Here is a 24,154-nt window from a genome sequence, read left to right on the forward strand (position 1 = left end):
GATCCTACTACGGGCGCGGACAGCATCAGGCCTGGTCGAACGGGTCGGCATCGGGCTCCAGCGTCGTGCTTCCCAGAGGGGGCGTCCCCTTGCGAATGCTCCCTGGCGTGTCGGAGAGCTTGATCGGAATGCCGGGACCGACATAGTCGGGTTGGCGAACCACCATCTGCCGGTACTGGGCGTGCTCGGAGGCCGCAACGCTGGCGATGTCCAGAATCGGGGCGGCCGGCACGCCGTCCGCCAGCAACCGCTTGCCGAACTCGTCACCATCCACCTTGGAAAAAGCCCGGGACAACGCCACTTCGAGCGCCTCGCGGTTCTCGACCCGCAGCGTGTTCGTCGCGAAACGCGGGTCCGTGGGCAGGTGGGGCGTCTGCAGATGCGTGCACAGCTTCGCGAACAGCCGGTCGTTCGCCACGGCGATGAACAGGGGGTAGGAGGCCGTCTTGTACACGTTGTAGGGCACGATATTGGCGTGCCGGTTGCCCGTTGGGCCCGGCACCTTGCCCGAATGGAGGTAGTTGCTCAGGAAGGGGTGCGCCACCGACACCGCGCAGTCGTAGAGACTGACGTCCGCCATCTGGCCCCGGCCCGTCCGGGCGCGGGCCTGCAGGGCCAGCAAGACCGCCATCGCCGCATTCATGCCGGTGGTGAGGTCGACGACGGGCACGCCGATGCGCACCGGCTCAGCGCCTTGGTCGCCATTGATCGAGAGCAGCCCCGCCATCGCCTGCACGGCGGCGTCGTAGCCTGGCAGCCCGCCGTAGGGTCCGGTATCGCCGAAGCCCGTGATGCGGCAGTGGATCAGGCGCGGGTAGCGCTCGGTGAACCATTGGACGTTGGGAATGCCCAGGATTGCAGCGTGCTGAGCTTGAAGTTCTCGAGCAGGACGTCGGCCGTCTCCAACATGGCGTAGAGGCGATCCCGTTCCTCCGCCTTTCCCAGGTCCAGCACGACGCTGCGCTTGTTGCGGTTGACGGCGTTGAAGTAGGCCGAGTGCCCGTTGACAAAGGGAGGGCCGAAACCGCGGCACTCGTCGCCTTCCGGACTCTCGATCTTGAGCACGTCCGCGCCGTGGTCCCCCAGGATCTGCCCCGCAAAAGGGCCGGCGAGCACGCGCGCCGCATCGACCACCTTCAGTCCCGCCAGCGCGCCCAATCCGGGTTGCGAAGTGTTCTCGGTGTGTGTCGTCATTCCTGGATGCTCCAGCGCAGCTCGTGCCCGCCATGGATTTCCTGGTGCGCGAAACCCAGGGAGAGCCGGCGGTTGTGGGCTTGCAAGGCCCCTTCGAAAAGGCCATTCCAGGCGAGGTCCAGGCCGGGGTCCCACTCGGCCACCCCTTCGCGGAATGCCCAGCCTTGCTGCCTCACCTCCCAGCCACCGCCGGTGCGGGTCAGATCGGCGCTGTCACCGTGAGCGAGCGCGATCGACTGGAGGAAGCGGCCAAAGCCAGCGGCGTCCGTCCCGAAGTCCTCGCCGAGCCGGCGCGAGGTCGCGTGGTAGAACTGCATGCCGATCATCTTGGCCGCCAATCGAAGGCGCGAAGAGGCCTCGTCGGGTCCCCACAAGGCGAGCGCGGTGGGGAACGCGGAGCGCACGTACTCCATCGCGTAGTTGCGATGCGCTTTGTCCAGGCGTTCTTGGGGCCAGGTCTGGGTCGGCAGCTTCGGCGCCTTCTGGGGATCGAAGTCCGGTGCATCCTCGTGCCGGGCGAAGCGCAGCCGCTCGTGCGGCGCCAGGTCGCGGTCGTACTCGAAGTAGTAGCCCTCGAGGCCCGATTGGCCATCGACCGTCTGTTTGGTGCACACGAAACCCAGGCGCGGGTTGTTCAACATGGTGCCGTTCTGGGCGTGCCAGCCCAGGAGCATCGCCCTGGAGACTTCGGGCGGAATGCCGCACAGCGCGGTGTCCGCCCAGATCCACCGCGGCGCGGCGTACCGGATCCAGGCCTTGCGTTCGGTCTCGGGCATGAACTCCACGGAGACGCCGCCGATGTGGTTCGAGAGGTAGTGGTACTGCGCGGCAGCGACGGCGGGCGGCAGCTGGTCGATGCCGAGCTTCTTCAGCCCTGGCAGAAACCGCTCACGCCGTTGGCGGCAGAAAATCTCATGGACCAGCTCCTCCGCTTTGGCCGTGCCAAGTCGAGACACGGCGAAAAGCACGATGCCCGTGAAGTAGGCGTGATAGAGCTCAGCGACGGCGCGCCATGCACCGGACTGCTCTGTGATGGAAGGGTCGTGCGGCATCTTCGAGGTGGATTTCATCGTTGCGTCAGGAGTGGGAAGCCGAGGCTTCGCGCTTGATCGCCCGGGCGATCACCAGCCGTTGGATCTCCGAGGTGCCCTCGTAGATTTCCGTGATTCGCTGGTCACGATAGCAGCGCTCGACCACATTCGGCTTCACGTAGCCTCGACCGGCCAGCACGGACATCGACGTGTCGCAGATCTCGTGGGAAGCCTCCGTGGAGAAGAGCTTGGCCATGGCGCCGAGCGCACTGACGTCCTTGCCCGCGTCGTAGGCCTTCGCGGCTTCGAAAACCATCATGCGCGCGGCAGAGAAGCTTGTCGCCGCGTCGGCCATCATGAAACCAACGCCCTGGTGGTCGATGATCGACTTGCCGAAGGTCTTGCGCGACGCCGCGAACTCGGCGGCCGCCCGGTAGCTGCACAGGGCGATGCCGAGCGCCTGCGCCGCGACGACGATCCGTCCGACATTGAGCGTGGACAGCGCGAGCTTCAACCCTTGCCCTTCCTCGCCGACCATGCTCTCTTGTGGCACCCAGACGTCCACCTTCAGGTTCGTCGTCGTCGTGCCGCGAATGCCCATCTTGTCTTCGTAGAAGTCGACGACCGCGCCCGCCGTTGACCGGGGCACCCAGAACGCCGTGATGTTGTTCCGCGCACCTTCTTCGCCCGTGCGGGCAAACACGATGAAGTGCGTCGAGTGCCCACCATTCCCGAGCCAGCACTTTTCACCCCGGATGCGCCAGCCGTCACCTTCACGGACGGCCGTGGTCACGACCGCCGCCGCGTCCGATCCGGCGCCACGCTCGCTCAACGCGAAGTTGACCGCCTCCCCCTTGCGGGCCAGCCCCCCGAGCAATGCCTGCTTCTGCGTTTCGTTGCCGCCAAGGAGCACCGGGAAGGCGCCAAGAGACAGCGCCGCCATGATCGCCGCGGTCGACCCGCAGCCAGCACCAATGGCCTCCACCACGGCGACCAGCGACACGAGAGACGCGCCACCACCCCCATAGGCCTTGGGCAGAAACATGCCCGAGATGCCGGACTCCCGCAGCGGGTCCAGGTGCTCGATCGGATAGCGCTGCTCGCGATCGATGGCATCGGCGGCCGGCGCGAAGTGCTTCGCGGTGAGTTCCTGCGCGAGACCCTGCCAACGCAGCGACTCATCCTCCAGCGGCATTTCCCATAAGACCGACATCTGTTTCTCCGTGTTTTGAGGCGCCGTGCGCCGATGAATACTGATTGGTATCTTACGGCTTCATCGATTCCTATGCAATGGGTCTATGTAGCAATGCACCTATTGCCAAACTCACAAGATACTTGTTAGTATGTTGAAAACATACGCAGGATGTCATGACTGGACCATTGCTTGGAATTCGAGTGCTGGACGCGACCGCGGCCCTTTCAGGGCCGGTCGCGACACAAATCCTGGGTGACATGGGGGCCGATGTCATCAAGGTGGAGTCGCCTGACGGCGACACCATCCGCGGCATGGGCCCCGCCCGCCATGACGGCATGGGGGCGATGTTCCTGCACACGAACCGCAGCAAGCGCAGCATCGTTCTCGACCTGAAGGAGGGCGCCGCACGAGAGGCGTTTGTTCGCCTGGCGGGCACTTGCGACATCGTCGTGTGCAACACGCGACCGAAGGCCATGGCGCGCCTGGGCCTGGACTACGCGAGCCTCAGCAAGGAAAGGCCTGGCCTCGTCTACGTGAGCATCGTGGGCTACGGGGCCGGTGGGCCCGACTCCGACAAGCCCGCCTATGACGACCTGATCCAGGCCGTTGCAGGCATCCCGTTGCTCCACGCGCCTGGCGAGCCGCCGCGCTACGCGCCCATTGCCGTCGCGGACAGGGTGACCGGCATCTGCGCCGCCAACGCCGCGCTGGGTGCCATGGTGCACAAGCTGCGCACAGGTCAGGGCCAATGCGTCGAAGTCCCCATGTTCGAGACCATCGCAGCGCTCGTCCTCGCCGACCACATGGCAGGACTGACGTTCGAGCCCTCCCTGGGCCCGCCCATCTTCCAGCGGTACGTGTCCATCCGGCGGCCGTTCCCGACCACCGACGGCTCCATCTGCCTCATGGTCCTGACGGACAAGCAGTGGCGCACCTTCTTCCACACCGCCGGCCAGCCCGAGATGATGGACGACGAGCGCTTCACGACGGTGGCAAGCCGCACCCGGCATCTCGAGGCGCTCTACGACATCGTTGCCTCACTGCTCAAGCAGCGACCCACGGACGAGTGGATCGCCCTGCTGCAGGAGGCCGACATCCCGGTGGCCAAGCTGGAGACGGTGCAGTCCCTCATGTCGCATGCGCATTTGATCAAGACGGGGTTCTTCCAGGAACTGCAGCACCCCAGCGAGGGCGCCATCCGGACGGTCGCAAAGACCAGCAACTGGTCTCTCACGCCAACGGGACCGACCAGGCCGACGCCGAGGCTGGGCGAGCACACGCGCGAAATCCTCGCGGAATGCGGTTATTCGCCGCAGCAGGCAGACCAGCTCATCGCTGCCGGCGCAGCCCGGGAGGCCCGATGAAAGCCGTCGTGTGCCGTGAGTACGGCGGCCTCGGCGCCGCCAGGCTGGAGGAGGTGCCTTCGCCAACGATCCGGCCGGGATGCGTGCGCATCCGGGTGGAAGCCTGCAGCGCGAGCTTCGCGAGCCTTCTGGTCATGGAGGGCAAGCACCAGAACAAGGCGCCCTTGCCACTGATTCCCGGCACCGAACTGGCCGGCGTGATCACCGAAGTGGGAGAAGGCGCATCGCGATTTTCCATCGGCGACCGGGTCATCGCGGGGGTTCAGTCCGGAGCCTATGCCCAGGAAGTGATTGCGCCCGAAGAGACGGTGTTCGCCCTGCCTGACGGGGTGAGCTTCGACACGGGCGCGCAGATCCCCACGATCTACGGCACCGCGTTCGGTGCGTTGGCCTGGCGGGCGAAGGTCGAGCCTGGTGAAGTGGTGCTGGTTCATGGTGCAGGCGGCGGGAGTGGCCTGGCGGCCATCGAGGTCGCCAAGGCGTTGGGGGCGCGCGTGATTGCCACGGCAGGTTCGGAAGAGAAGGCGGCGATCGCGCGGGCCCATGGTGCGGATCTCGCCATCAACTACCGGACAGACAACTGGCGGGAGGCTGTCCTCGCGGCCACCCATGCCCGCGGCGCAGACGTCATCTACGACCCGGTCGGAGGCGAGACGTTCGACCTCTCGCTGCGATGCATCGCACCCGACGGGCGCATCATTCCCATGGGGTTTGCCAGCGGCACCATCCCGACCATCCCGGCCAACATCGTGCTGGTCAAGAACATCACCATCATCGGGGTGTACTGGGGCTACTACTTCGGCTGGGGCAAGCACCCGGTGCCGGCCACCAACGACACCAGGCTGCGGCGCACCTACGCCCAACTGTTCGCGTGGGTCCTGGAGCAGAAGCTGCGCCCCCGTGCGCACGCTGTCCTTCCTCTCGCCAATTTTCGCGAGGCCCTCGAAATGATTGCCTCTCGCGAGGTCATCGGCCGCGTCCTGATGCGGCCACAGCAAGAGACTGCGCCGTCAGCCTCGTAAACCACCTGAACCCAGAAGGAGACACCATGTTGATTCGCCGAGCCTTGTGCGCCATTCCGCTGCTAGCCCTCATCGGGGCCGCGCACGCGCAAGACAAGTACCCGTCCCGCCCGATCATGCTGGTCTCGCCCTATGCCGCCGGCGGGGCAACAGAGACCTTCGCACGTCTGCTGAGCGAGGATTTCTCGGCCATCATCGGGCAGCCCCTGGTCATCGAACAGAGAGCGGGCGCCGCCGGAACGATCGGTGCGCGGTACGTCGCGACCAGCAAACCGGATGGGTACACGCTTCTCGCGAACACGTCACAGCACGTGATGTACGAGGGCATGTACCGGAAGCTGTCCTTCGATGCCATGAAGGACTTCAAGCCCGTCGGCATCCTGGGCTCGTCGCCGATCCTGGTCGTCGTAGCCGAAGCGTCCCCGTACAAGAGCTTCAAGGACGTGCTCGAAGCGGCCAAGACGAAGGACATCACCTACGCATCTGGCGCGCTGGGCTCCTTGCCGCACCTCACAGGTGAGCGCGTCGCGAGCCTGGCCAAGATCAAGATGACCCATGTCCCGTTCTCGGGCAACGCGCCGGCGGTGACCAGCACGCTCGGTGGACACGTCGACATGATGTACTCCACCGCTCCCAGTGTCATCACGCAGATCAAGGGCGGCAAGATGCGGGCCTTGGCGGTCTCGACCAAGGAGCGCATGCCCGAACTGCCGAATGTGCCAACCATCGCCGAGTCCGGCATGGCCGGCTTCGACGTCACGGCCTGGTATGCGGTGTGGGCGCCGAAAGACACGCCCAACGACGTGGTGCGGACCCTCAATGAAACGCTGCGCGCTGCCTCTGCGAAGCCGGCGACCCGCAAGCGCATGGCCGACGCGAGCGTGACGCCCAGCAACCTGACCGCCGAGCAGTTCGCGACCTTCGCGGAGCGCGAGCGCCAGGTTTGGCTGCCCGTGATGAAGGCTGCCGGCCTGGAGCCTGAGAACTGACATGGCCGACGGTGGCGTTGAGGTCCGCGTCGACGGACATGTGGCCTGGGTGACGATCAACCGGCCCGAGCGGATGAACGCGTTCGCCAAGGCCACGTTCGCCCAGCTCGCGGAGGCCTCGCTCAGGCTGGACGACGATCCGCAGGTTCGGGTCGTCGTCTACACCGGCGCCGGTGAGCGCGCGTTCTCCGCGGGCGTGGACCTGAAGGAGCTCGACGCTGCCGGCCGCATGGCGCACCCCATGGGCGGACGGGAGCGAAACCTCAATGAGCTTGTGCTGGAGATGTCCAAGCCCACCATCGCCGCCATCAACGGCGTCGCCGCCGGCGGCGGGTGCGAACTCGCGCTTGCTTGCGACATCCGGATCGCGGCGCAAGGCGCAAGAATGGGCCTGCCGGAAGCCAAGGTGGGGATGGGGGCCAACTTCGGTAGTGTGGTCCTGCCCTTGCTGGTCCCGCGAGGTATCGCCCTGGAACTGTTGTACACCGGGCAACTGGTCGACATGGAGGTGGCGCAGCGGATCGGCCTGGTGAACCACGTGGTGCCTCAGGCCGAGCTCATCGAGCGGACCCGTGCGCTGGCAACCCAGATCGCGGACAACGCACCGTTGACGGTGCAGCGCATGAAGGCCGTCAGCTTCAAGAGCATCGGACTGCCGGCCTCGGCAGCCTTGCGCTTGAACGTAGGCCCGAATCCGTACATCTCTAAAGATCGGCTCGAAGGCAGCCGCGCCTTTGTGGAAAAGCGCAAGCCCAGATTCCTTGGCCGCTAAGGCCGTGCCTGTCTCGTAGGGAGTCTGAACGGGTCGCGACCCCTTGAGCGTCATCAAGGGGTGGCGGAGAGGGTGGGATTCGAACCCACGGTACGTTGAAAACGTACACGGGATTTCGAGTCCCGCGCATTCGACCACTCTGCCACCTCTCCGTGTTCGAAGCCTCAGATTCTAGCAGGCTGCGGAGCGGGGTTTGCCGCAGGTGGTTCGGGCAGGCCGGGTGAGACAATGCGCCATCGCCTGTCCGCTGGTCCTTCATGCTCGTCGATACCCAACCCGCCACCTACCAGCATGTGCCCGCTTCGCCCGAAGTGCGCGACCACTGGGTCAATTCCCAACTCATCGGGGTCCTGATGGACAACATGGGGCCCTCGCTGCTGGCGGGGGTGCTCTCCCTGCCGGTGCTGGTCTACCTCATGGCCGGCCAGGCGAACACCATCGCGCTGGCGGTGTGGGCAAGCTTGACGCTCGTCATGCTGGTGATGCGCTACCGCCTGATCGGCATCTACCGGCTGCGCCACGACAGCCTGGAAGGCCCGCAGCGCATGAATTTCGTGGAGCGCTACCAGTGGTCCTGGACGGCCATGGCGCTGCTTTGGGGTGGCCCGGTGATGCTGAGCTACCAGCAATCGACCCAGGCCACCCAGTTCGTGTGCGGGCTGGTCGTGCTGGGCCAGGGCCTGCTCACCCTGACGGCCTTCAGCGCCTACCTGCCGGTGTTCCGCCAGTACGCCAATGCCCTGATCTTCTCGGTGTTCGTCGGGCTGGCCTGGAACACCTTGTGGATGCTGCACAAGCCCGAAGCGGTGCAGATCGGCCTGGTGCTGATGGCGCTGCTGTTCGTCTTCTGGGGCTTGCTGATCATGGCGGGCCGGCGCCTGCACGAGGTGCACCGCTCCAGCTTCGAGCTGCAGTTCTCCAACCAGGAGCTGATCGATTCGCTGACGCTGCAGACCCGCGCCTCGCTGCGGGCGGTGGCGACCAAGAACCGTTTCCTCGCCTCGGCCGCGCACGACCTGCGCCAGCCGGTGCACGCGCTCAGCCTGTACGCCGACTGGCTGGCCACCGAACCGGAGATGGCGCGCGACATCGCGCCGCGCATCCTGCAGTCCACGCGGGCGATCAATGAGCTGTTCGACTCCCTGTTCGACCTGACCCGCATCGACGCCGGCAACTACAAGGTGCGCCTGCAGCACGTGGACGTGAAAAAACTGTTTGCCGACCTGTCGCTGCAGTTCGAGCCAGTGGCGGTGGGCAAGTCGCTGCGCCTGCGCACGCACACCCGGCCCTGCACGATCTGGTCCGACCCGGTGGTGCTGCGCCGCATCCTGGGCAACCTGGTGTCCAACGCCTTGCGCCACACGCAGCACGGCGGCGTGCTGCTCGGGCTGCGCCACCGCGAGGACATGCTGGTGTTCGAGGTGTGGGACACGGGGGTGGGTATTGCCCGCGAGCACCAGCAGGCGATCTTCCAGGAGTTCTTCCGGGTGTCGCAGCACCAGGGCACCGAGGACAGCCTGGGCCTGGGCCTGACCATCGTCTCCAAGCTCACCTCGCTGATGGGCTACCAGCTCGCCTTGAACTCGGGGCGCAACCGGGGCAGCGTGTTCCGCGTGATGCTGCCCGACTTCACCCAGCGCGAGCCGCTGGAGGCGCACCCGACGGCCTCGGGCGTCAACTCCGGTTTCTGAGGAGGTTGCCTGGCCGCCCGGTTGGGGCGGGCCAGGAGGGTGATCAGAGGTCGAGCAGGCCGGCGGTGCGGGCCAGGTGGCTCGCCTGCGAACGGCTCTTCACGTTGAGGCGGCGGAACAGCCGCCACAGGTGCACCTTGACGGTGTGTTCGCTGATCTGCAGCTGTTCGGCGATGTCGCGGTTGCTCAGGCCCCGGTCGAGCATGACCAGCAGCTGCTTCTGGCGCTTGGAGAGCTTGTCGGGGATGGTGGGCGCGTTTTCGTCTTCCACCTCATCGGCCAGGAACTCGCGCAGCACCTTGGCGATCTGGGCGGCACCGGCGGACTTTTCCACGTAGGCATCGGCGCCGGCTTCCCGGGCCAGGTCTTCGTAGTCGGAGGAGGGCGAGGCCGAGAGCACGATCAGGGACGTGTCGGGCAGCATCTGGCGCACCTCTCGCACGCCCGAGACGCCGTTGGTGTCGGGCAGCTTCAGGTCGAGGCAGACCAGCTCGGGCTCGCCATGCTCGGCGATGGCCTTGCTCACGGCCGCCAGACGTTCAAGTTCAACGACCTGCGTGGAAGCACGCAGGCGTCGCAACAGCATGACGACGGCTTCGCGCATCAGCGGGTGGTCGTCGATAACAAAAATACTCATGTCTGGCGGGCCGGTAATAACGGAGGTCGAGTTGACAGCATATCGAGAATGCACGTGTTTGGCGATAGCCAATAACGGGCCAATGCAGTCGTTCTTTTTACTTTTGGAACCCAACACCCGGGGGTATTTGAGCCGAGGGGCTCAACGCCGCCGGGGGATCGAGGTCAGAAGAACACGTTCTCGGGGTGCACTGCAAGCCCCGATTGTGTATCAAAGCTTGAACAGGGGTGACACAGGGCGGACACTTATGCCTTGTCGGGGCCGAAATGGGCCAGGGCCTGGGCCAGTGCCGCAGGGTCGGCCCGGGTGGTCAGTTGCGCCTGCAACCCGTCGAGGGCCTGGCTGCCTTGCTGCTGAAGGCGCGCAATGGCGCCGGCGGCTTCCTTGCCCGAAGCGAATCCGGTGCTCTGCAGCAGCAGCTGCCCGCCGGCGTCGACCAGCTTGAAATAGAACAGGCCATCGCTTTCGCGGTACTGCTTGAACGCCGGCGCGGCCGCCTTGGCGGCTTTGGTGGTGGTGGCCGACACCGCGCTGTCGAGCCGGCGCAGGCCGACGGCCTCGCGCAGCCGGGCGGTGAAGGGCGTGGCGATGGCGCGGGCCTTGTCGGCGCCGGCCTTGAGGGTTTTTTCGATGCGCGCCGAGTCCTGGATGAGCTGGTCGTAGACCTCGCGCAGCGGCGCGATCTCGCGATCCAGGCGCTCGAACAGGGTCTGCTTGGCGTCGCCCCAGGCGATGCCCTCGGCGAAAGCCTGGGCCAGCGCGGTGGTTTCGTCGGCCGAGGCGAAGGCCTGGTAGAGCTGGAACAGCGCCGAGCCTTCGGTGGACTTGGGTTCGCCGGGCGCGCGCGAGTCGGTCACGATGCCCATGATGAGCTTGCGCAGCTGTTCGCGCGGCACGAACAGCGGAATCGTGTTGTCGTAGCTCTTGCTCATCTTGCGGCCGTCCAGGCCGGGCAGCAGGGCCACATGGTCCTCGGTCACCGCCTCGGGCAGCGTGAAGTGCTCGCCATAGAGGTGGTTGAAGCTGGACGCCATGTCACGCGCCATCTCGATGTGCTGGATCTGGTCGCGGCCCACCGGCACCTGGTGCGCGTTGAACATCAGGATGTCGGCCGCCATCAACACCGGGTACATGAAGAGGCCGGCGGTCACGCCCGCGTCGGGGTCTTCCCCGGCGGCGTTGTTCTTGTCGACCGAGGCCTTGTAGGCATGGGCGCGGTTGAGAATGCCCTTGCCGGTCACGCAGGTGAGCAGCCAGGTGAGTTCGGGGATCTCGGGGATGTCGGACTGGCGGTAGAAGGTCACCTTCTCCGGGTCGAGCCCGCAGGCCAGCCAGGTGGCGGCGATCTCCAGCGTGGAGCGCTGCACGCGGGCGGGCTCACCCACTTTGATGAGCGCGTGGTAGTCGGCCAGGAAGTAGAAGCTCTCCACCTCGGCCAGGCGGCTGGCGCGCACGGTCGGGCGGATGGCGCCGACGTAGTTGCCCAGGTGGGGGGTGCCGGAGGTGGTGATGCCGGTGAGGACGCGGTGGGTTTTCATGGCGGGATCAGAACAGCAGCATGCGAAGGGGGGAGAGCAGCACCTGGATGGCGCTTTGCGTGAGCGACATGAGGGGGAGCAGCCAGAAGGTGCCGACCACGCCGGTGATGACCAGGGCCATCACGATGAAGAAGCCCCAGGGCTCGACGCGGGAGACGAGGGCGGCCTGTTTCCAGGGCAGCAGGCCGACGAGGATGCGGCCGCCGTCCAGCGGCGGCAGCGGGAACAGGTTGAAGGCGTACATGACGAGGTTGACCTTCAGGCCGGCCTCGCACATCTTGAGGAAGAAGGGCTCTTCCACGCCGATGGCCACCAGCACATAGAACAGCACGATCCAGGCGATGGCCTGGACCAGGTTGGCGCCCGGGCCGGCCAGAGCAACCCAGATCATGTCGCGCTTGGGGTTGCGCAGGCGGCCGAAATTCACCGGCACCGGCTTGGCGTAACCGAACAGGAAGGCGCCGGAGGTGGCGAAGTACAGCAGCAGCGGCATTGCGATGGTGCCGATCGGGTCGATGTGGCTCAGCGGATTGAGCGTGATGCGCCCCATCATCTCGGCGGTGTTGTCGCCGTAGTGCCGGGCCACGTAACCGTGCGCCGCCTCGTGCAGGGTGATGGCGAACAGCACCGGGATGGCGTAGAGAGCGACGGTTTGAACGATCTGGGCGAAATCCATGGTGGGGCGCGGCGGGCAAACGGGTATTGTCCCAGACTGGGCGGGCCGCCCGGTGGGGACGGCTCAGAGGCCGAGGCGGGCCAGGGCGCCCTGGCCGGTGCGCACCACCTCGGGTTCGCCGCCGGTGCCCATGGGCGTGAGATCGACCACCGTGGTGGGCGCCAGCGCGCAGGCGCCGGCGTCGATCACGCCGGCCAGGTCGTGTTCGAGCCGGTCGCGGATGTCCTGCGCGTCGTTGAGCGGGTCGGTTTCGTCGGGCAGGATCAGCGTGGTGGCCAGCAGCGGGGCGTTGTGCAGGTCCAGCAGGGCCTGCAGGGTCTTGTGCTCGGGCACGCGCAGGCCGATGGTCTTGCGCGAGGGGTGGCTCACGCGGCGCGGCACCTCCTTGCTGGCTTCGAGGATGAAGGTGTAGGGGCCGGGCGTGGCGAGCTTGAGCAGGCGGTACTGCCGGTTGTCCACCTTGGCGTAGCTCGCGAGCTCGCTCAGGTCGCGGCAGAGCAGGGTGAGGTGGTGCTTGTCGTCCACCTGGCGGATGCGGCGCAGGCGGTCGGCCGCGGCCTTGTCGTCGAGGTGGCAGACCAGGGCGTAGCTCGAATCGGTGGGCACTGCGAGCACGCCGCCGCGTTCGAGCAACTGCACCGCCTGCTTGAGCAGGCGCGGCTGCGGGTTCTCGGGGTGGACTTCGAAATACTGGGACATGCCGACATTGTGACCCGCTCGGCGCAATCGACACACACCAGGGGAGACAGCAGAAATTGCCGCAAAGGCGGTGTGCGGCGCGGCCTGCTCCCTTGGCCGTCCTCTGTCGGGGCAGCGGGCGCGCCATTTGCCCTGGAACGTGCATGGCGGCCAACACCTCCTCCTCCTCCTCCAACCTGCTGCAGCGGTACAAAGCCAAGCGAAATTTCGCGCGCACACCGGAGCCACCGGGCGAGGTCGGCCGCGCGGCCAAGGCGCTGGGTTTCGTGGTGCAGAAGCACTGGGCGAGCCGGCTGCACTACGACTTCCGCATCGAGCTGGACGGCGTGATGAAGAGTTGGGCCGTGCCCAAGGGCCCCAGCCTGGACCCCGGTGACAAGCGCATGGCGGTCGAGGTGGAAGACCACCCCCTGGCCTACGCCGCCTTCGAAGGCACGATTCCGCCCAGGCAGTACGGGGCGGGCAAGGTCATCGTCTCGGGACAAGGGGGTGTGGGCGCCCGAGGGCGACCCCCACGCCGGGCTGCGCAGCGGCAACCTGAAGTTCGAGTTGCTGGGCCACAAGCTGCGTGGGCGCTGGGCGCTGGTGCGCATGAAGACGCGCGACGAGAAAAAGCCCGCCTGGCTGCTGATCAAGGAGCGCGACGCCTTTGCCCGGCCCGCGGACGAGTTCAGCGTGGTCGACGCCGCGCCGGACAGCGTGGCCTCGCAAGGCATGCCATCGAAGGACACGGCCGACTGGCCGCCCCAAGCCGTGCCGGCCGCGCTGCCGGCCACCCTGTCGCCGCAGCTCGCCACGCGCTCGGAAAGCCCACCCGCCGCCGAGGCGGACTGGCTCTACGAAATCAAGTTCGATGGGTACCGCATGCTGGCGCGCATCGAAGGCACCGAGGTGAAGCTGTTCACCCGCAATGGCCACGACTGGACGCACCGCCTGCGGCCGCTGCACCAGGCGCTGCAGGACAGGCACCTGCCGCCGGGCTGGTACGACGGCGAGATCGTCGTGTTCGGCGACAGTGGCCTGCCCGACTTCGGCGCGCTGCAGCGGTCGCTGGAGAACGAGCGCACCTCGGCCGTCGTGTTCTACCTGTTCGACCTGCCCTACGTGGGCGGCCACGATCTGCGGGCCGCGCCGCTGGTGGCGCGCCGCGCGGTGCTGGAGCGCCTGCTGCGCGACCACCCCGGCGGTGATGCGGTGCGCTTCAGCGCGGTGTTCGAGGAGTCCGCCGCCAGCGTGTTGACGTCGGCTTGCCGGCTCGGCCTGGAGGGCGTGATCGCCAAGCGCAAGGACGCCCCGTACCGGTCCACGCGCGGCACCGACTGGCTCAAGCTCAAGTGCGGGCAGCGCCAGGAGTTCGTGATCGGCGGTTTCACCGAGGGCAAGGGCTCGCGCACCGGCTTTGGCGCCCTGCTGCTGGGCCTGCACGAGGCGGACGGCTCGCTGCGGCATGTGGGCAACGTGGGCACCGGCTTCGACACCGGCACCCTGTCCAGCCTGCACCGGAAGCTCAAAGCCCTGGAGCGGCGGACCAGCCCGTTCGCCCAGGCGACACTGGCGGGCCGGCCCCACTGGGTCACGCCCTCATTGGTGGCCGAGGTGGCCTTCTCGGACTGGACACACGCGGGCCACATCCGCCATGCGGTGTTCGTGGGGCTGCGCGAAGACAAGGCCGCAACAGCGGTGGAACGGGAGGTGGACGTGCCCAAGCCGAACGACTCGCCCGCGCCGGTGCGCAAACCGGGCAACCCGCCCGTGCCGGCGCAGAAGCCGCCCGCGCCTTCATCGGTGCGCGTGACCCACCCCGAGCGCGTGATCGACGCGAGCACCGGCGTGTCCAAGCTCGATCTGGTCACGTTCTACGCCACCGTGGGGCCGCTGATGATCGAGCACCTGCGGCAGCGGCCGGTGGCCCTGATGCGCGCGCCTTCGGGCATCGAGGGCGAGCTGTTCTTCCAGAAGCATGTGCCGCCGTCGATGAAGATGGCCGGCGTGGTGCAGCTCGATCCCGCGCTGGACCCGGGCCACGACCCCTGGGTGGCGGTGGCCACGCGGCGCGGGCTGCTCTCGGCGGCGCAATGGAACGTGGTCGAGTTCCACACCCAGAACGCGTTCGCGCGCACCTTCGAGAAGCCCAACCGCATCGTGTTCGACCTCGACCCAGGGGAAGGCGTGGCCTGGGCGCAGGTGCAGGAAGCGGCGCAGCTCACGCATTCGCTGCTGGACCACCTGGGCCTGGTGAGCTTCCTCAAGACCAGCGGTGGCAAGGGCTTGCACGTGGTCGTGCCGGTGCGCCAGCAGCACGACTGGGACAGCGTGAAAGGGTTCGCGCAGGCCGTGGTGCGGCACATGAGCGAGACCATTCCGCAGCGCTTCGTGCGCAAAGAGCGGGCCGAAGAACCGGGTCGGCAAGGTCTTTGTCGACTACCTGCGCAACGGGCGCGGGGCGACCACCGTCAGCGCCTGGTCGGCGCGCGCGCGCCCGGGCATGGGCGTGTCCGTGCCGCTGGACTGGAGCGAGCTGCCGGCCTTGCGCGGCAGCGACCACTGGCACGTGCGCAACATCGCCGAGCGCCTACCCATCGGCAACCGGCCCTGGAACGGCTATGCGCGGTCCGCGCGCTCGCTCACGCCGGCCATGAAGCTGCTGGGGTACCCGTCATGAGCCCGCGCGTGATCTGGAAAGGCGCCATCAGCTTCGGTCTGGTGCACGTGCCGGTGGCGCTGTACCCCGCCTCGCAGGACAGCGGCATCGACTTCGACTGGTTGGACCGGCGCTCCATGGACCCGGTGGGCTACCAGCGCATCAACAAGCGCACGGGCAAGCCGATCAAGGGCGACGACATCGTCAAGGGCGTCCAGCAGGACGATGGCGAGTACGTGATCGTGAGCGACGAGCAGATCAAGGCCGCCTACCCCGTGTCCACGCAGACCATCGAGATCGAGACCTTCGTGCAGGCGGCCGAGATCCCGTTCCTGCTGCTGGAGAAGCCGTACTACCTGGAGCCCATCGGCAAGGGCGAGAAGGTCTATGCCCTGTTGCGCGAGGCCATGGCCCAGGCTGGCGTGATCGGCATTGCGCGCGTGGTGATGCACACCAAGGAACACCTGGCCGCGCTGATTCCCATGGGGCCTGCGCTGGTGCTCAACACCATCCGCTGGGCCAGCGAGATCCGGCCGGTGGAGGACCTGAAACTCCCGGCGGCCGGCAAGTCGGCCGCGGGCGTAAAGGCGGCCGAGCTCAAGATGCGCACGCAGCTCATCAGCGACATGACCGGTCCCTGGGACCCGGAGGCCTATGAGAACCGGTTTGTCAGCGCGGTGCAGGCCCTGGTGCGGCAGAAGGTGAAGGCCGGCGACACCAAGACCGTGACGCCGCTGGAAGACGCGACCGAAGCGGCGGCACCGTCGAACGTGGTCGATCTCACCGAGTTGCTGGCGCGCAGCCTGGCCGGTCGCAAGGGTGGCACCCCCAAGGCCGCCACGGCGAAGAAAACCGCCCCGGCCCGTCGGCGGGCCTGAATCACTCGGGTGGGTGGGCGTCGGCCGGCAGGCGCCGGTCGCGCGCGGTGAGCCAGCTCGCGGTGGCGCCGCACAGCACGATCAGCGCGATGCCGATCAACTCCCACCGGCCTGGCACGTGGCCGAACACCAGCCAGCCGCAGAACATGGCGAAGCCGATCTGGCCGTAGAGGTAGGGCGTGAGCGTGGAGGCCGGCGTGCGCTGGAACGCCAGGATCAGCAGGAAGTGGCCGACCGTGCCCATGAGCCCGATCAGACACAGGATGGCGAAGGTGGCGATGTCGGGAATCGTCTGCCAGACCACCGGCAACACCAGGCTGGAGACCAGCGCACCGACCCAGCCGGTGTAGAAGTGCATGGTCATCGGGTCTTCGGTGCGCGCCATCTTGCTGGTGAGGATCTGGAACCAGGCGTAGGTGAACACCATCACCAGGGGCAGCAGGCTGGCCCAGCCGATCACGTCGCCACCGGGCTGCACCACCAGCAGCGCGCCGGCAAAGCCGCCCACCACCAGCAACCAGCGCAGCGGCGGCACGCGCTCGCGCAGGAACAGGGCCGCCAGCAGCGTGACCACCAGCGGCGTGATCATGACGATGGCGGTGAACTCGCCCACCGGCATGTACTGCAGGGCGACGAAGGACAGCGCGCTCACCGTCAGCAGCAGCGCGCCGCGCAGCAGCTGGAATCGCGGGTGCTCGGTGCGCACCAGGCCGCGGCCGCGCACCGGCAGCATGACGGCGGTGACGAGCACCGCATGGAACACGTAGCGGAACCACACGGCCATCAGCACCGGCACGAAGGCGCCGACGTACTTCACCGAGGTGTCGAGCACCGCGAAGCAGGCCGTGGCCAGGATCAGGAAACCGATGCCCAGCGCGGCCTGCGCGGGCGTGTGGCGCGGAGGCTGCGCCATCACTGCAGGATGCGCGACTGCAGCAAGGCCCACACGGGCGTGACGCTGCCCGGCAGGTCGGGCAACTGGCCCAGGTCGGTGTGGCTTTCTTCGGGGCTGTGGAAGTCGCTGCCGCGCGACGCGGCCAGGCCGAACTCCTGGCAGAACCCGGCGTACTTGACGTAGTCGGCCTGCCCGTGCGCGCCGGTCATCACTTCCACGCCCTGGCCGCCATGGGACTTGAATTCGGTGAACAGCGCGAACTCTTCGTTGGGCGTGAGCTTGTAGCGCCCCGGGTGGGCGATCACCGCCACACCACCGGACTGCTTGATCCAGCCCACCGCGTCACCCAGCGCCGCCCAGCGGTGCGGCACGTAGCCGGGCTTGCCTTCGGTGATGTACTTGCGGAACACTTCGTTGGTTTCCTTGCACACGCCGATTTCCACCAGGTAGCGCGCGAAATGCGAACGCGAGATCAGTTCCGGGTTGCCCACGTATTTCAGCGCGCCCTCGTACACGCCCTTGATGCCCACACGGGCCAGGTCGTCGCTCATTTCGCGCGCGCGTTGTTCGCGGCCGCCGCGCGTGGCGCGCAGGCCGGCCAGCAGGGCGGGGTGCTGGTGGTCCATGCCCAGGCCGACGATGTGCACGGTGATGCCGGCGAAGGTGACCGAGATCTCCGTGCCCGTGAGGTAGGGCAGGCCGGCCTCGCGCGCCGCGGCGATGGCGCGGTCCTGGCCGCCCAGTTCGTCGTGGTCGGTCAGCGCCCACAGTTCGACGCCGTTGGCCTTGGCGCGCTGGGCGAGCACCTCGGGCGTGAGGGTGCCGTCCGAGATCACGGAGTGGCAGTGCAGGTCGGCGTTGAGCAAGGGGTTCACCCGTTCATTTTAGGTGGGGGTGCCATGGCCCTGTGCGTCCAGGGGTTCAGCCCGTGTTCCGCAGGCCGGCGGCGATGCCGTTGATCGAGATGTGGATGCCCCGGCGCACGCGTTCGTCGCGGTCGGCCTGGTTCTCGCCCGCCCGGTAGCGGCGCACCAGCTCCACCTGCAGGTGGTGCAGCGGGTCGATGTACGGGAAACGGTGGCGCATGGAGCGCTGCAGCGCGGCGTTGTTCACCAGCCGTTGCTTTTCACCGGTGATGAGCGCCAGCGCGTCGGCCGTGCGCTGCCATTCGGCCTCGATGGCCTTGAACACCTGGTTGCGCAGGCGCTTGTCGGGCATGAGCTCGGCGTAGCGCGAGGCCAGGGCGAGGTCGCTCTTGGCCAGCACCATGTCCATGTTGGAGAGCAAGGTGCTGAAGAAGGGCCACTGCTTGACCATCTTCTGCAGCAGCGCCTTCTGCGCGGCCACGCCCTTGGGGCCGTCCTGGTGCAGGAAGGCGTGCACCGCCGAGCCGAAGCCGTACCAGCCCGGCAGGGTGAGGCGGCACTGGCCCCAGCTGAAGCCCCAGGGGATCGCGCGCAGGTCCTCGATCTTCTGCGTGGCCTTGCGCGAGGCCGGGCGCGAGCCGATGTTGAGTTCGGCGATCTCGCGGATCGGGGTGGCGGCGAAGAAGTACTCGGCGAAGCGCGGGGTGTCGTAGACCAGCGCGCGGTAGGCCGCCATGCTCTGGCGCGAGAGTTCGTCGGCTGCGGTCAGGAAAGCGGCGGGCGCGTTGCGCGTGGGCTTGAGCAGCGTGGCTTCCAGCGTGGCGGCCACCAGGGTTTCGAGGTTGCGCCGGCCGATCTCGGGGTTGGCGTACTTGGAGCCGATCACCTCGCCCTGTTCGGTCAGGCGGATCTGGCCGCGCACCGTGCCCGGGGGCTGCGCCAGGATGGCCTGGTAGCTCGGGCCGCCGCCCCGGCCCACGGTGCCGCCGCGGCCATGGAACATGCGCAGCTGGATCGGTTTCTCGGCGCCCTTGTTGAGCGTGTCGAACAGCTCGACCAGCGCGATCTCGGCGCGGTACAGCTCCCAGTTGCTGGTGAAGATGCCGCCGTCCTTGTTGCTGTCGGAGTAGCCGAGCATGATGTCTTGCTCGCTGTAGCCGTCGCCCGCGCCGCGCTGCACCATGGCGCGCACGCCGGGCAGGGCGAGGTACTCGCGCATGATGGGCGCGGCGTTGCGCAGGTCTTCGATGGTCTCGAACAGCGGCACCACGATCAGGTCGCACACCGCGTCCTCGGCCAGTGTGCCGCGCATCAGGCCGGCTTCCTTCTGCAGCAGCAACACCTCGAGCAGGTCGCTCACCGTTTCGGTGTGGCTGATGATGGCGTGGCGGATGGCCTGCGCGCCGAAGCGCTCGCGCCCGCTGCGCGCGGTGTCGAAGATCGCCAGCTCGCCCAGCGTATGGGCCGAGTAGGCGACGCCGGGCACGCGCAGGGGGCGCGCGTCGTTCAGCTGGCGCAGCAAGACGGCGCGTTTGCCCGCTTCGTCGAGCTTCGAGTATTGGGGCTCGATGCGCGCGGCCGCGAGCAGCTCGGCCACGACTTCCTCGTGCTTGTCCGAGCTTTGCCGCAGGTCCACGGTGGCGAGGTGAAAACCGAACACTTGCACCGCGCGCATCAGCGGCAGCAGGCGCGCGCGCGCCAGGGCTTCGCCGTGGTGGGCCTTGAGCGAGGCCTCGATGGTGCGCAGGTCGTCCAACAGCTCGGCGGCGCTGGCGTAGGGGTCTTGCGGCGCGATGGCGTGGCGCGCCGCTTCGCCGCCGGTGAGCCTCCCGAGCGTGGCCGCGAGGCGCGCGTACATGCCGGTGAGCGCGCGGCGGTAGGGCTCGTCCTGGCGGTGGGCGTTGGTGTCGGGCGAGCGCTCGGCCAGGGCCTGCATGGCCGGGCTCACGCTGTTGAGCATGGCCGAGACCGACAGCTCCGCGCCCAGGTGGTGCAACTGCGTGAGGTGGTGGCGCAGCACCATGTCGGCCTGGCTGTGCAGCGCGAGCTCCAGGGTCTGCGCGGTCACGTTGGGGTTGCCGTCGCGGTCGCCGCCGATCCACTGGCCCATGCGCAGGAAGGGGGCGATGGGCGGCGCGGCGTTGCCGCTGTCGCCCAGGCCTTCTTCCAGTTCGCGGTAGAGGCGGGGGATCTGCGTGAGGAAGGTCGCTTCGTAGTAGCTCAGCGAGTTCTCGATCTCGTCGGCCACGGTGAGCTTGGTGAAGCGCAGCAGGCGCGTCTGCCAGAGCTGCGTGACGCGGGCGCGGATCTGCGCCTCGATGTCGGCGCGCTCTCTCGGCAGGCGCTGTGGTTCGTCGCGCTCGCCCAGCAGGCGGGCGATGGCGCGTTCGGCGTCCAGGATGCTCTTGCGCTGCACCTCGGTGGGGTGGGCGGTGAGCACGGGCGAGATGTGGGCGCTGGCCAGCGTCTGCACCACCTCGGCGGGCGCGATGCCGGCCTTGTGCAGGCGCTGCAGCGTGCGCGCGAGGCTGCCTTCCTGCAGGTTGCCGGCGCGCTCGTGCACCGCGCGGCGGCGGATGTGGTGGCGGTCTTCGGCCAGGTTGGCCAGGTGGCTGAAATAGGTGAAGGCGCGGATCACGCTCACGGCCTGGTCGCCGGTCAGGCCCTTGAGCAGCTTCTTCAGCGCCTTGTCCGCCGATTCATCCGCATGACGGCGGAACGCCACTGAAAGTTGGCGGATCTGCTCGATCAGGTCGAACGCGGCCTGGCCCTCCTGCTCGCGGATCACGTCGCCCAGGATGCGGCCGAGCAGCCGGATGTCGTCGATGAGCGGCTGGTCCTTGTCGGCCCGTCCGGCGCCCTGGTTGGTGGTGGTTTTGTGGGCGGGGCGGGCGGGCTTTCGCGTCATGGTAGATGGTGGGTTGGGGTGGGCGGGCGCTCGACGGAACAGGGCATGCTAGCATTCAAAATCACCGCTTCCGTTACCAGCCGGGTACCAAAATCGCCCGCGACGTCCGGCCTTCCCGGACCCTCCTTCCCGACCCATGTCCCCATCCTCTTCCGCCGCTCTGGCCATCACCATCGCCACCCGTGAAAGCCGCCTCGCCCTGTGGCAGGCCGAACACGTCAAGGCCTTGCTCGAAGGCCTGGGCCACCGCGTCACGCTGCTGGGCATGACCACCCTGGGCGACCAGATCCTGGACCGCAGCCTGTCCAAGGTGGGCGGCAAGGGCCTGTTCGTGAAGGAACTCGAGCTCGCGCTGGAAGACGGCCGCGCCGACATCGCCGTGCACTCGCTCAAGGACGTGCCGATGGAGCTGCCGCCCGGCTTCGCGCTGGCCTGCGTGATGGAGCGCGAAGACCCGCGCGACGCCTGGGTCTCGCCGCACTGCGCCGGGCTGGCCGACCTGCCGGCCAACGGCGTGGTGGGCACCTCCAGCCTGCGCCGCCTGGTGCTGCTGCGCGCGGCACTGGACCAGTTGGGCCGGGACGATGTGCGCATCGAACCCTTGCGCGGCAACCTCGACACGCGCCTGCGCAAGCTCGATGAAGGCCGGTACCACGCCATCGTGCTCGCCGCCGCCGGCCTCAAGCGCCTGGGGCTGGAGGCGCGCATCCGCCACATCTTCGACCCGACCGATTCCTTGCCGGCGGCCGGGCAGGGCGCCTTGGGCATCGAGGTGCGCGCCGACCGCGCCGACCTGATCGCCGCGCTGGCGCCGCTGGTGCACCAGCCCACCTGGCTGCGCGTGGCCGCCGAACGCACGGTCTCGCGCGCCATGGGTGGCAGCTGCTCCATGCCGCTGGCCGCCTACGCCGACTGGGGCCGCGAAGGCGCGCTGCGGCTCGACGCGGCCTGGGGCGACCCCCAGGGGCAGGCACCCCTGGTGCGCGTCGGCACCCAAGCGGCCGTGACCACACTGGACGAGGCCGAGGCGCTGGGCCAGCAGGTGGCCCAGGCGCTGCGCGCGGCCGGTGCCGCGCCACCGGTCGCGGAGACCTGAGGCCTTGGTGGACACCGCCGCCCACCCGCCTGGCACCCGGCGCCGGCTGGAACGGCTCATCGTCACGCGGCCGGCGCCCGAGGCCCAGGTCTGGGTGGATGCCCTGCGCGCCGAAGGCTGGCCCGCCCAGGCCCTGCCCCTGATTGAAATTGCGCCACCCGCCGCCGAGGCCGACCGGGCCACGCTGCACCACTGGCGCGCGCACTGGACGCAGGCCGATGCCATCCTGTTCGTGAGCGGCGCGGCGGTGAGCCATTTCTTCGAGGGCGGGGTCGCACCCGCCAGCCAGCCGCCGCACACCCGCTTCTGGGCCCCGGGACCGGGCACGGCGCGCCTGCTCGAGCAGGCCATCGCGCCGCTGGGCCTGGGTGCGGCCCACATCGATGCACCGCCTCCCGACGCCGCGCAGTTCGACTCCGAGCATTTGTGGCCGGTGGTCTCGTCCCAGGTCGGCCCGGGGCGGCAGGTGCTGATCGTGCGCGGCACCTCGGCCCAGGGAACCTCGGAGGCCGGGGTGGCCGGCACCGGCCGCGACTGGCTGATCCGCCAATGCACCGCCGCCGGTGCGCAGGTGCAGGGATGTGTGGCGTATGCGCGACGCGCGCCCGTGCTTTCAGCTACCGACCGCGCCGTGATCGATGCGGCGGCCACGGCGCGCAGCGTGTGGCTGTTCAGCAGTTCCGAAGCCCTGCTGCCGCTGCAGAACCTGCGGCCAGCCCCGGTGTGGGCGCCAGCGAGCGCGCTGGTCACGCACCCGCGCATCGCCGCTGCGGCCGCTCAGGCAGGGTTCGGCCAGATCTGTCAGACCCGTCCTGCATTGGTCGATGTGGTGCGCGCTCTAGAATCGGGCTGGACCCGACCATGAGCGCCGACACACCCGACCCCATTCCCCCCGTTGCCGCGCCGGCGCCCGCCGCCGTTGCGCCTCCCCCGGCGCCCGTGGCCGCTCCGCGGCGTTCAGGCCAGGTCTTTCAGTGGCTGGCCCTGCTGATCGCCGCGCTGGCGCTGGTGATGACGGGCCTGCTCTGGCAGAAGCTCGGCTTCACCCAGCAGGAGCTGGCCCGCCGCAGCCAGGACACCATCGCGCAGGCCGTGGAGGCGCGCACGCTGGCGGCCCAGGCCGAAGCCCTCACGCAGGAACTGCAGGCCCGCCTGGCCGTGGCCGAGGTGCGGCTGTCGGAAGTGACCCTGCAGCGCAGCCAGCTCGAAGAGCTCATGCTCTCGCTCTCCCGCTCGCGCGACGACAACCTGGTGCAGGACCTGGAATCCGCGCTGCGCCTGGCGCAGCAACAGGCCCAGCTCACCGGCACCGCCCAACCGCTCATCTCGGCCCTGCAGGCCGCCGACCAGCGCATCGCGCGCGCCGCGCAGCCGCGCCTGAACCCGGTGCAGCGCGCCATCGGCCGCGACATCCAGCGCATCCAGGGCGCGTCCCTGGCCGACATCCCCGCGCTCACGCTGCAGCTCGATGAGCTCGCGCGGCAGGTGGACGACTGGCCGCTGCTCAACCAGGTGGGCCAGCCGGTGGCCGCGCCGTTGAGCAAGGGCAAGGCCGGGCGAAAGGCCGCCCCCGAACCCGTGGCGGTGAAGGACGCCGCGCCCGAGACCGCTGCCGTGCCCGACGCGGCGACCGAACCGGACACCACCGGCTGGAGCCGCGTGTCGGGTTGGTGGAGCGGTATGTGGACGCGCATCTGGACCGATGTCACCCGCAACGGCCGCGAGTTGGTGCGCGTGAGCCGCATCGACCGGCCCGAAGCCGTGCTGCTCGCGCCCGACCAGGCCCTGTTCATGCGCGAGAACCTCAAGCTCAAGCTGCTCAATGCGCGCCTGGGCCTGCTGGCCCGTCACATGCAGGCCAGCCAGGCCGATCTGATGGCCGTGGAAGCCGCGCTCGCGCGTTACTTCGACACCAACTCGCCCCGCGTGACCACCGCCCAGGCCACGCTGGCGCGCCTGCGCAAGGACCTGGTGGACAGCGACCTGCCGCGGCCCGAAGAAACCCTGACGGCCCTGACCGCCGCGGCAGGGGGGCGCTGATGGCCGCCCGTTTTGGTGGTGC

At 68.3% G+C, this 24,154-nt stretch carries 19 protein-coding genes, 1 tRNA gene and 3 pseudogenes; 12 read left to right on the forward strand and 11 right to left on the reverse strand.

Annotated elements, in window-relative coordinates; all coding sequences use genetic code 11:
- Positions 1–25 precede the first annotated feature (25 nt).
- From ACFJI0_RS03800 to ACFJI0_RS03810, 3 genes and pseudogenes are all read right to left on the reverse strand, one after another.
- Positions 26–1,194: pseudogene (locus ACFJI0_RS03800) on the reverse strand (CaiB/BaiF CoA transferase family protein).
- Positions 1,191–2,264 (reverse strand): hypothetical protein, encoded by a 1,074-nt coding sequence (locus ACFJI0_RS03805; RefSeq protein ID WP_382160781.1) that lies wholly within the window; start codon positions 2,262–2,264, stop codon positions 1,191–1,193. The pseudogene ACFJI0_RS03800 and the gene ACFJI0_RS03805 overlap by 4 nt, the downstream one beginning before the upstream one ends.
- A 7-nt stretch (positions 2,265–2,271) precedes the next feature.
- On the reverse strand, positions 2,272–3,438 hold the full coding sequence (locus tag ACFJI0_RS03810; protein ID WP_382323490.1) for an acyl-CoA dehydrogenase family protein: 1,167 nt from the start codon (positions 3,436–3,438) through the stop codon (positions 2,272–2,274).
- A 155-nt stretch (positions 3,439–3,593) separates the two neighbouring features.
- Here ACFJI0_RS03810 and ACFJI0_RS03815 point away from each other — a divergent pair, with 155 nt between their 5' ends.
- From ACFJI0_RS03815 to ACFJI0_RS03830, 4 genes are read left to right on the forward strand one after another with little or no spacing between them, the layout of a single operon-like run.
- Positions 3,594–4,784 carry a CaiB/BaiF CoA transferase family protein gene (locus ACFJI0_RS03815; protein WP_382323491.1) on the forward strand — a complete coding sequence of 397 codons (1,191 nt, stop codon included), beginning with the start codon at positions 3,594–3,596 and terminating at the stop codon, positions 4,782–4,784.
- Positions 4,781–5,806: an NADPH:quinone oxidoreductase family protein gene (locus ACFJI0_RS03820; protein ID WP_382323492.1), complete on the forward strand. Its 1,026-nt coding sequence runs from the start codon at positions 4,781–4,783 to the stop codon at positions 5,804–5,806. The genes ACFJI0_RS03815 and ACFJI0_RS03820 overlap by 4 nt, the downstream gene beginning before the upstream one ends.
- Positions 5,807–5,832: 26 nt before the next feature.
- Positions 5,833–6,795, forward strand: coding sequence for a Bug family tripartite tricarboxylate transporter substrate binding protein (locus tag ACFJI0_RS03825; RefSeq protein ID WP_382323493.1), 963 nt, complete (start codon positions 5,833–5,835; stop codon positions 6,793–6,795).
- A 1-nt stretch (position 6,796) separates the two neighbouring features.
- Entirely contained in the window at positions 6,797–7,567 is a 771-nt protein-coding gene (locus ACFJI0_RS03830) for an enoyl-CoA hydratase/isomerase family protein (RefSeq protein WP_382323494.1), read from the forward strand.
- 61 nt (positions 7,568–7,628) lie between these two features.
- On the opposite strand, the gene ACFJI0_RS03835 is transcribed toward ACFJI0_RS03830, so the two are convergent.
- Positions 7,629–7,719, reverse strand: a tRNA-Ser gene (locus ACFJI0_RS03835).
- Positions 7,720–7,824: 105 nt separating this feature from the next.
- Here ACFJI0_RS03835 and ACFJI0_RS03840 point away from each other — a divergent pair.
- On the forward strand, positions 7,825–9,258 hold the full coding sequence (locus ACFJI0_RS03840; protein WP_382323495.1) for a sensor histidine kinase: 1,434 nt from the start codon (positions 7,825–7,827) through the stop codon (positions 9,256–9,258).
- Between the two features lie 43 nt (positions 9,259–9,301).
- Here the strand turns inward: ACFJI0_RS03840 and ACFJI0_RS03845 are convergent, their stop codons facing one another.
- From ACFJI0_RS03845 to ACFJI0_RS03860, 4 genes are all read right to left on the reverse strand, one after another.
- A complete protein-coding gene (locus ACFJI0_RS03845; protein ID WP_204732508.1) occupies positions 9,302–9,895 on the reverse strand; it encodes a response regulator transcription factor in 594 nt (197 codons plus the stop codon).
- A 245-nt stretch (positions 9,896–10,140) separates the two neighbouring features.
- A complete protein-coding gene (locus tag ACFJI0_RS03850; RefSeq protein ID WP_382323496.1) occupies positions 10,141–11,433 on the reverse strand; it encodes a tryptophan--tRNA ligase in 1,293 nt (430 codons plus the stop codon).
- 7 nt (positions 11,434–11,440) lie between these two features.
- Entirely contained in the window at positions 11,441–12,109 is a 669-nt protein-coding gene (locus ACFJI0_RS03855) for a site-2 protease family protein (RefSeq protein WP_382323497.1), read from the reverse strand.
- A gap of 63 nt (positions 12,110–12,172) precedes the next feature.
- Entirely contained in the window at positions 12,173–12,808 is a 636-nt protein-coding gene (locus ACFJI0_RS03860) for an L-threonylcarbamoyladenylate synthase (RefSeq protein ID WP_291121812.1), read from the reverse strand.
- Between the two features lie 143 nt (positions 12,809–12,951).
- Between ACFJI0_RS03860 and ACFJI0_RS03865 the strand changes: the two are divergent.
- From ACFJI0_RS03865 to ACFJI0_RS03880, 4 genes and pseudogenes are all read left to right on the forward strand, one after another.
- Positions 12,952–13,290, forward strand: a pseudogene (locus tag ACFJI0_RS03865) (DNA polymerase ligase N-terminal domain-containing protein); the annotation flags it as partial.
- 232 nt (positions 13,291–13,522) lie between these two features.
- Positions 13,523–15,130, forward strand: a pseudogene (gene ligD / locus ACFJI0_RS03870) (DNA ligase D); the annotation flags it as partial.
- Positions 15,131–15,233: 103 nt separating this feature from the next.
- Positions 15,234–15,470, forward strand: a complete 237-nt coding sequence (locus ACFJI0_RS03875; RefSeq protein WP_382325490.1) for a hypothetical protein — start codon at positions 15,234–15,236, stop codon at positions 15,468–15,470.
- Complete coding sequence (locus ACFJI0_RS03880) at positions 15,467–16,327, forward strand: Ku protein (protein WP_382325492.1); 861 nt, start codon at positions 15,467–15,469, stop codon at positions 16,325–16,327. Before ACFJI0_RS03875 ends, ACFJI0_RS03880 begins: the two co-directional genes overlap by 4 nt.
- Position 16,328: 1 nt before the next feature.
- On the opposite strand, the gene ACFJI0_RS03885 is transcribed toward ACFJI0_RS03880, so the two are convergent.
- The 3 genes from ACFJI0_RS03885 to ppc are packed head-to-tail and all read right to left on the reverse strand — an operon-like array spanning position 16,329 to position 20,996.
- The gene (locus ACFJI0_RS03885; RefSeq protein WP_382323498.1) at positions 16,329–17,240 is read right to left on the reverse strand and encodes a DMT family transporter; all 912 of its coding nucleotides are present in this window, start codon (positions 17,238–17,240) and stop codon (positions 16,329–16,331) included.
- Entirely contained in the window at positions 17,240–18,097 is an 858-nt protein-coding gene (locus tag ACFJI0_RS03890; protein ID WP_382323499.1) for a 3',5'-nucleoside bisphosphate phosphatase, read from the reverse strand. The genes ACFJI0_RS03885 and ACFJI0_RS03890 overlap by 1 nt, the downstream gene beginning before the upstream one ends.
- Positions 18,098–18,143: 46 nt before the next feature.
- Positions 18,144–20,996: a phosphoenolpyruvate carboxylase gene (gene ppc / locus ACFJI0_RS03895; RefSeq protein WP_382323500.1), complete on the reverse strand. Its 2,853-nt coding sequence runs from the start codon at positions 20,994–20,996 to the stop codon at positions 18,144–18,146.
- A 136-nt stretch (positions 20,997–21,132) separates the two neighbouring features.
- Here ppc and hemC point away from each other — a divergent pair, with 136 nt between their 5' ends.
- Genes hemC through ACFJI0_RS03910 form a run of 3 tightly spaced genes read left to right on the forward strand, consistent with a single transcriptional unit; the run spans position 21,133 to position 24,132 of the window.
- A complete protein-coding gene (gene hemC, locus ACFJI0_RS03900; protein ID WP_382323501.1) occupies positions 21,133–22,092 on the forward strand; it encodes a hydroxymethylbilane synthase in 960 nt (319 codons plus the stop codon).
- 7 nt (positions 22,093–22,099) lie between these two features.
- A complete protein-coding gene (locus ACFJI0_RS03905; RefSeq protein ID WP_382325494.1) occupies positions 22,100–22,957 on the forward strand; it encodes a uroporphyrinogen-III synthase in 858 nt (285 codons plus the stop codon).
- Complete coding sequence (locus ACFJI0_RS03910; protein WP_382323502.1) at positions 22,954–24,132, forward strand: uroporphyrinogen-III C-methyltransferase; 1,179 nt, start codon at positions 22,954–22,956, stop codon at positions 24,130–24,132. The genes ACFJI0_RS03905 and ACFJI0_RS03910 overlap by 4 nt, the downstream gene beginning before the upstream one ends.
- The last annotated feature ends 22 nt before the right edge of the window (positions 24,133–24,154 follow it).

Source organism: Hydrogenophaga sp. UC242_53 (assembly GCF_042696965.1).
In the GTDB taxonomy this organism is placed as follows: Bacteria; Pseudomonadota; Gammaproteobacteria; order Burkholderiales; family Burkholderiaceae_C; genus Hydrogenophaga.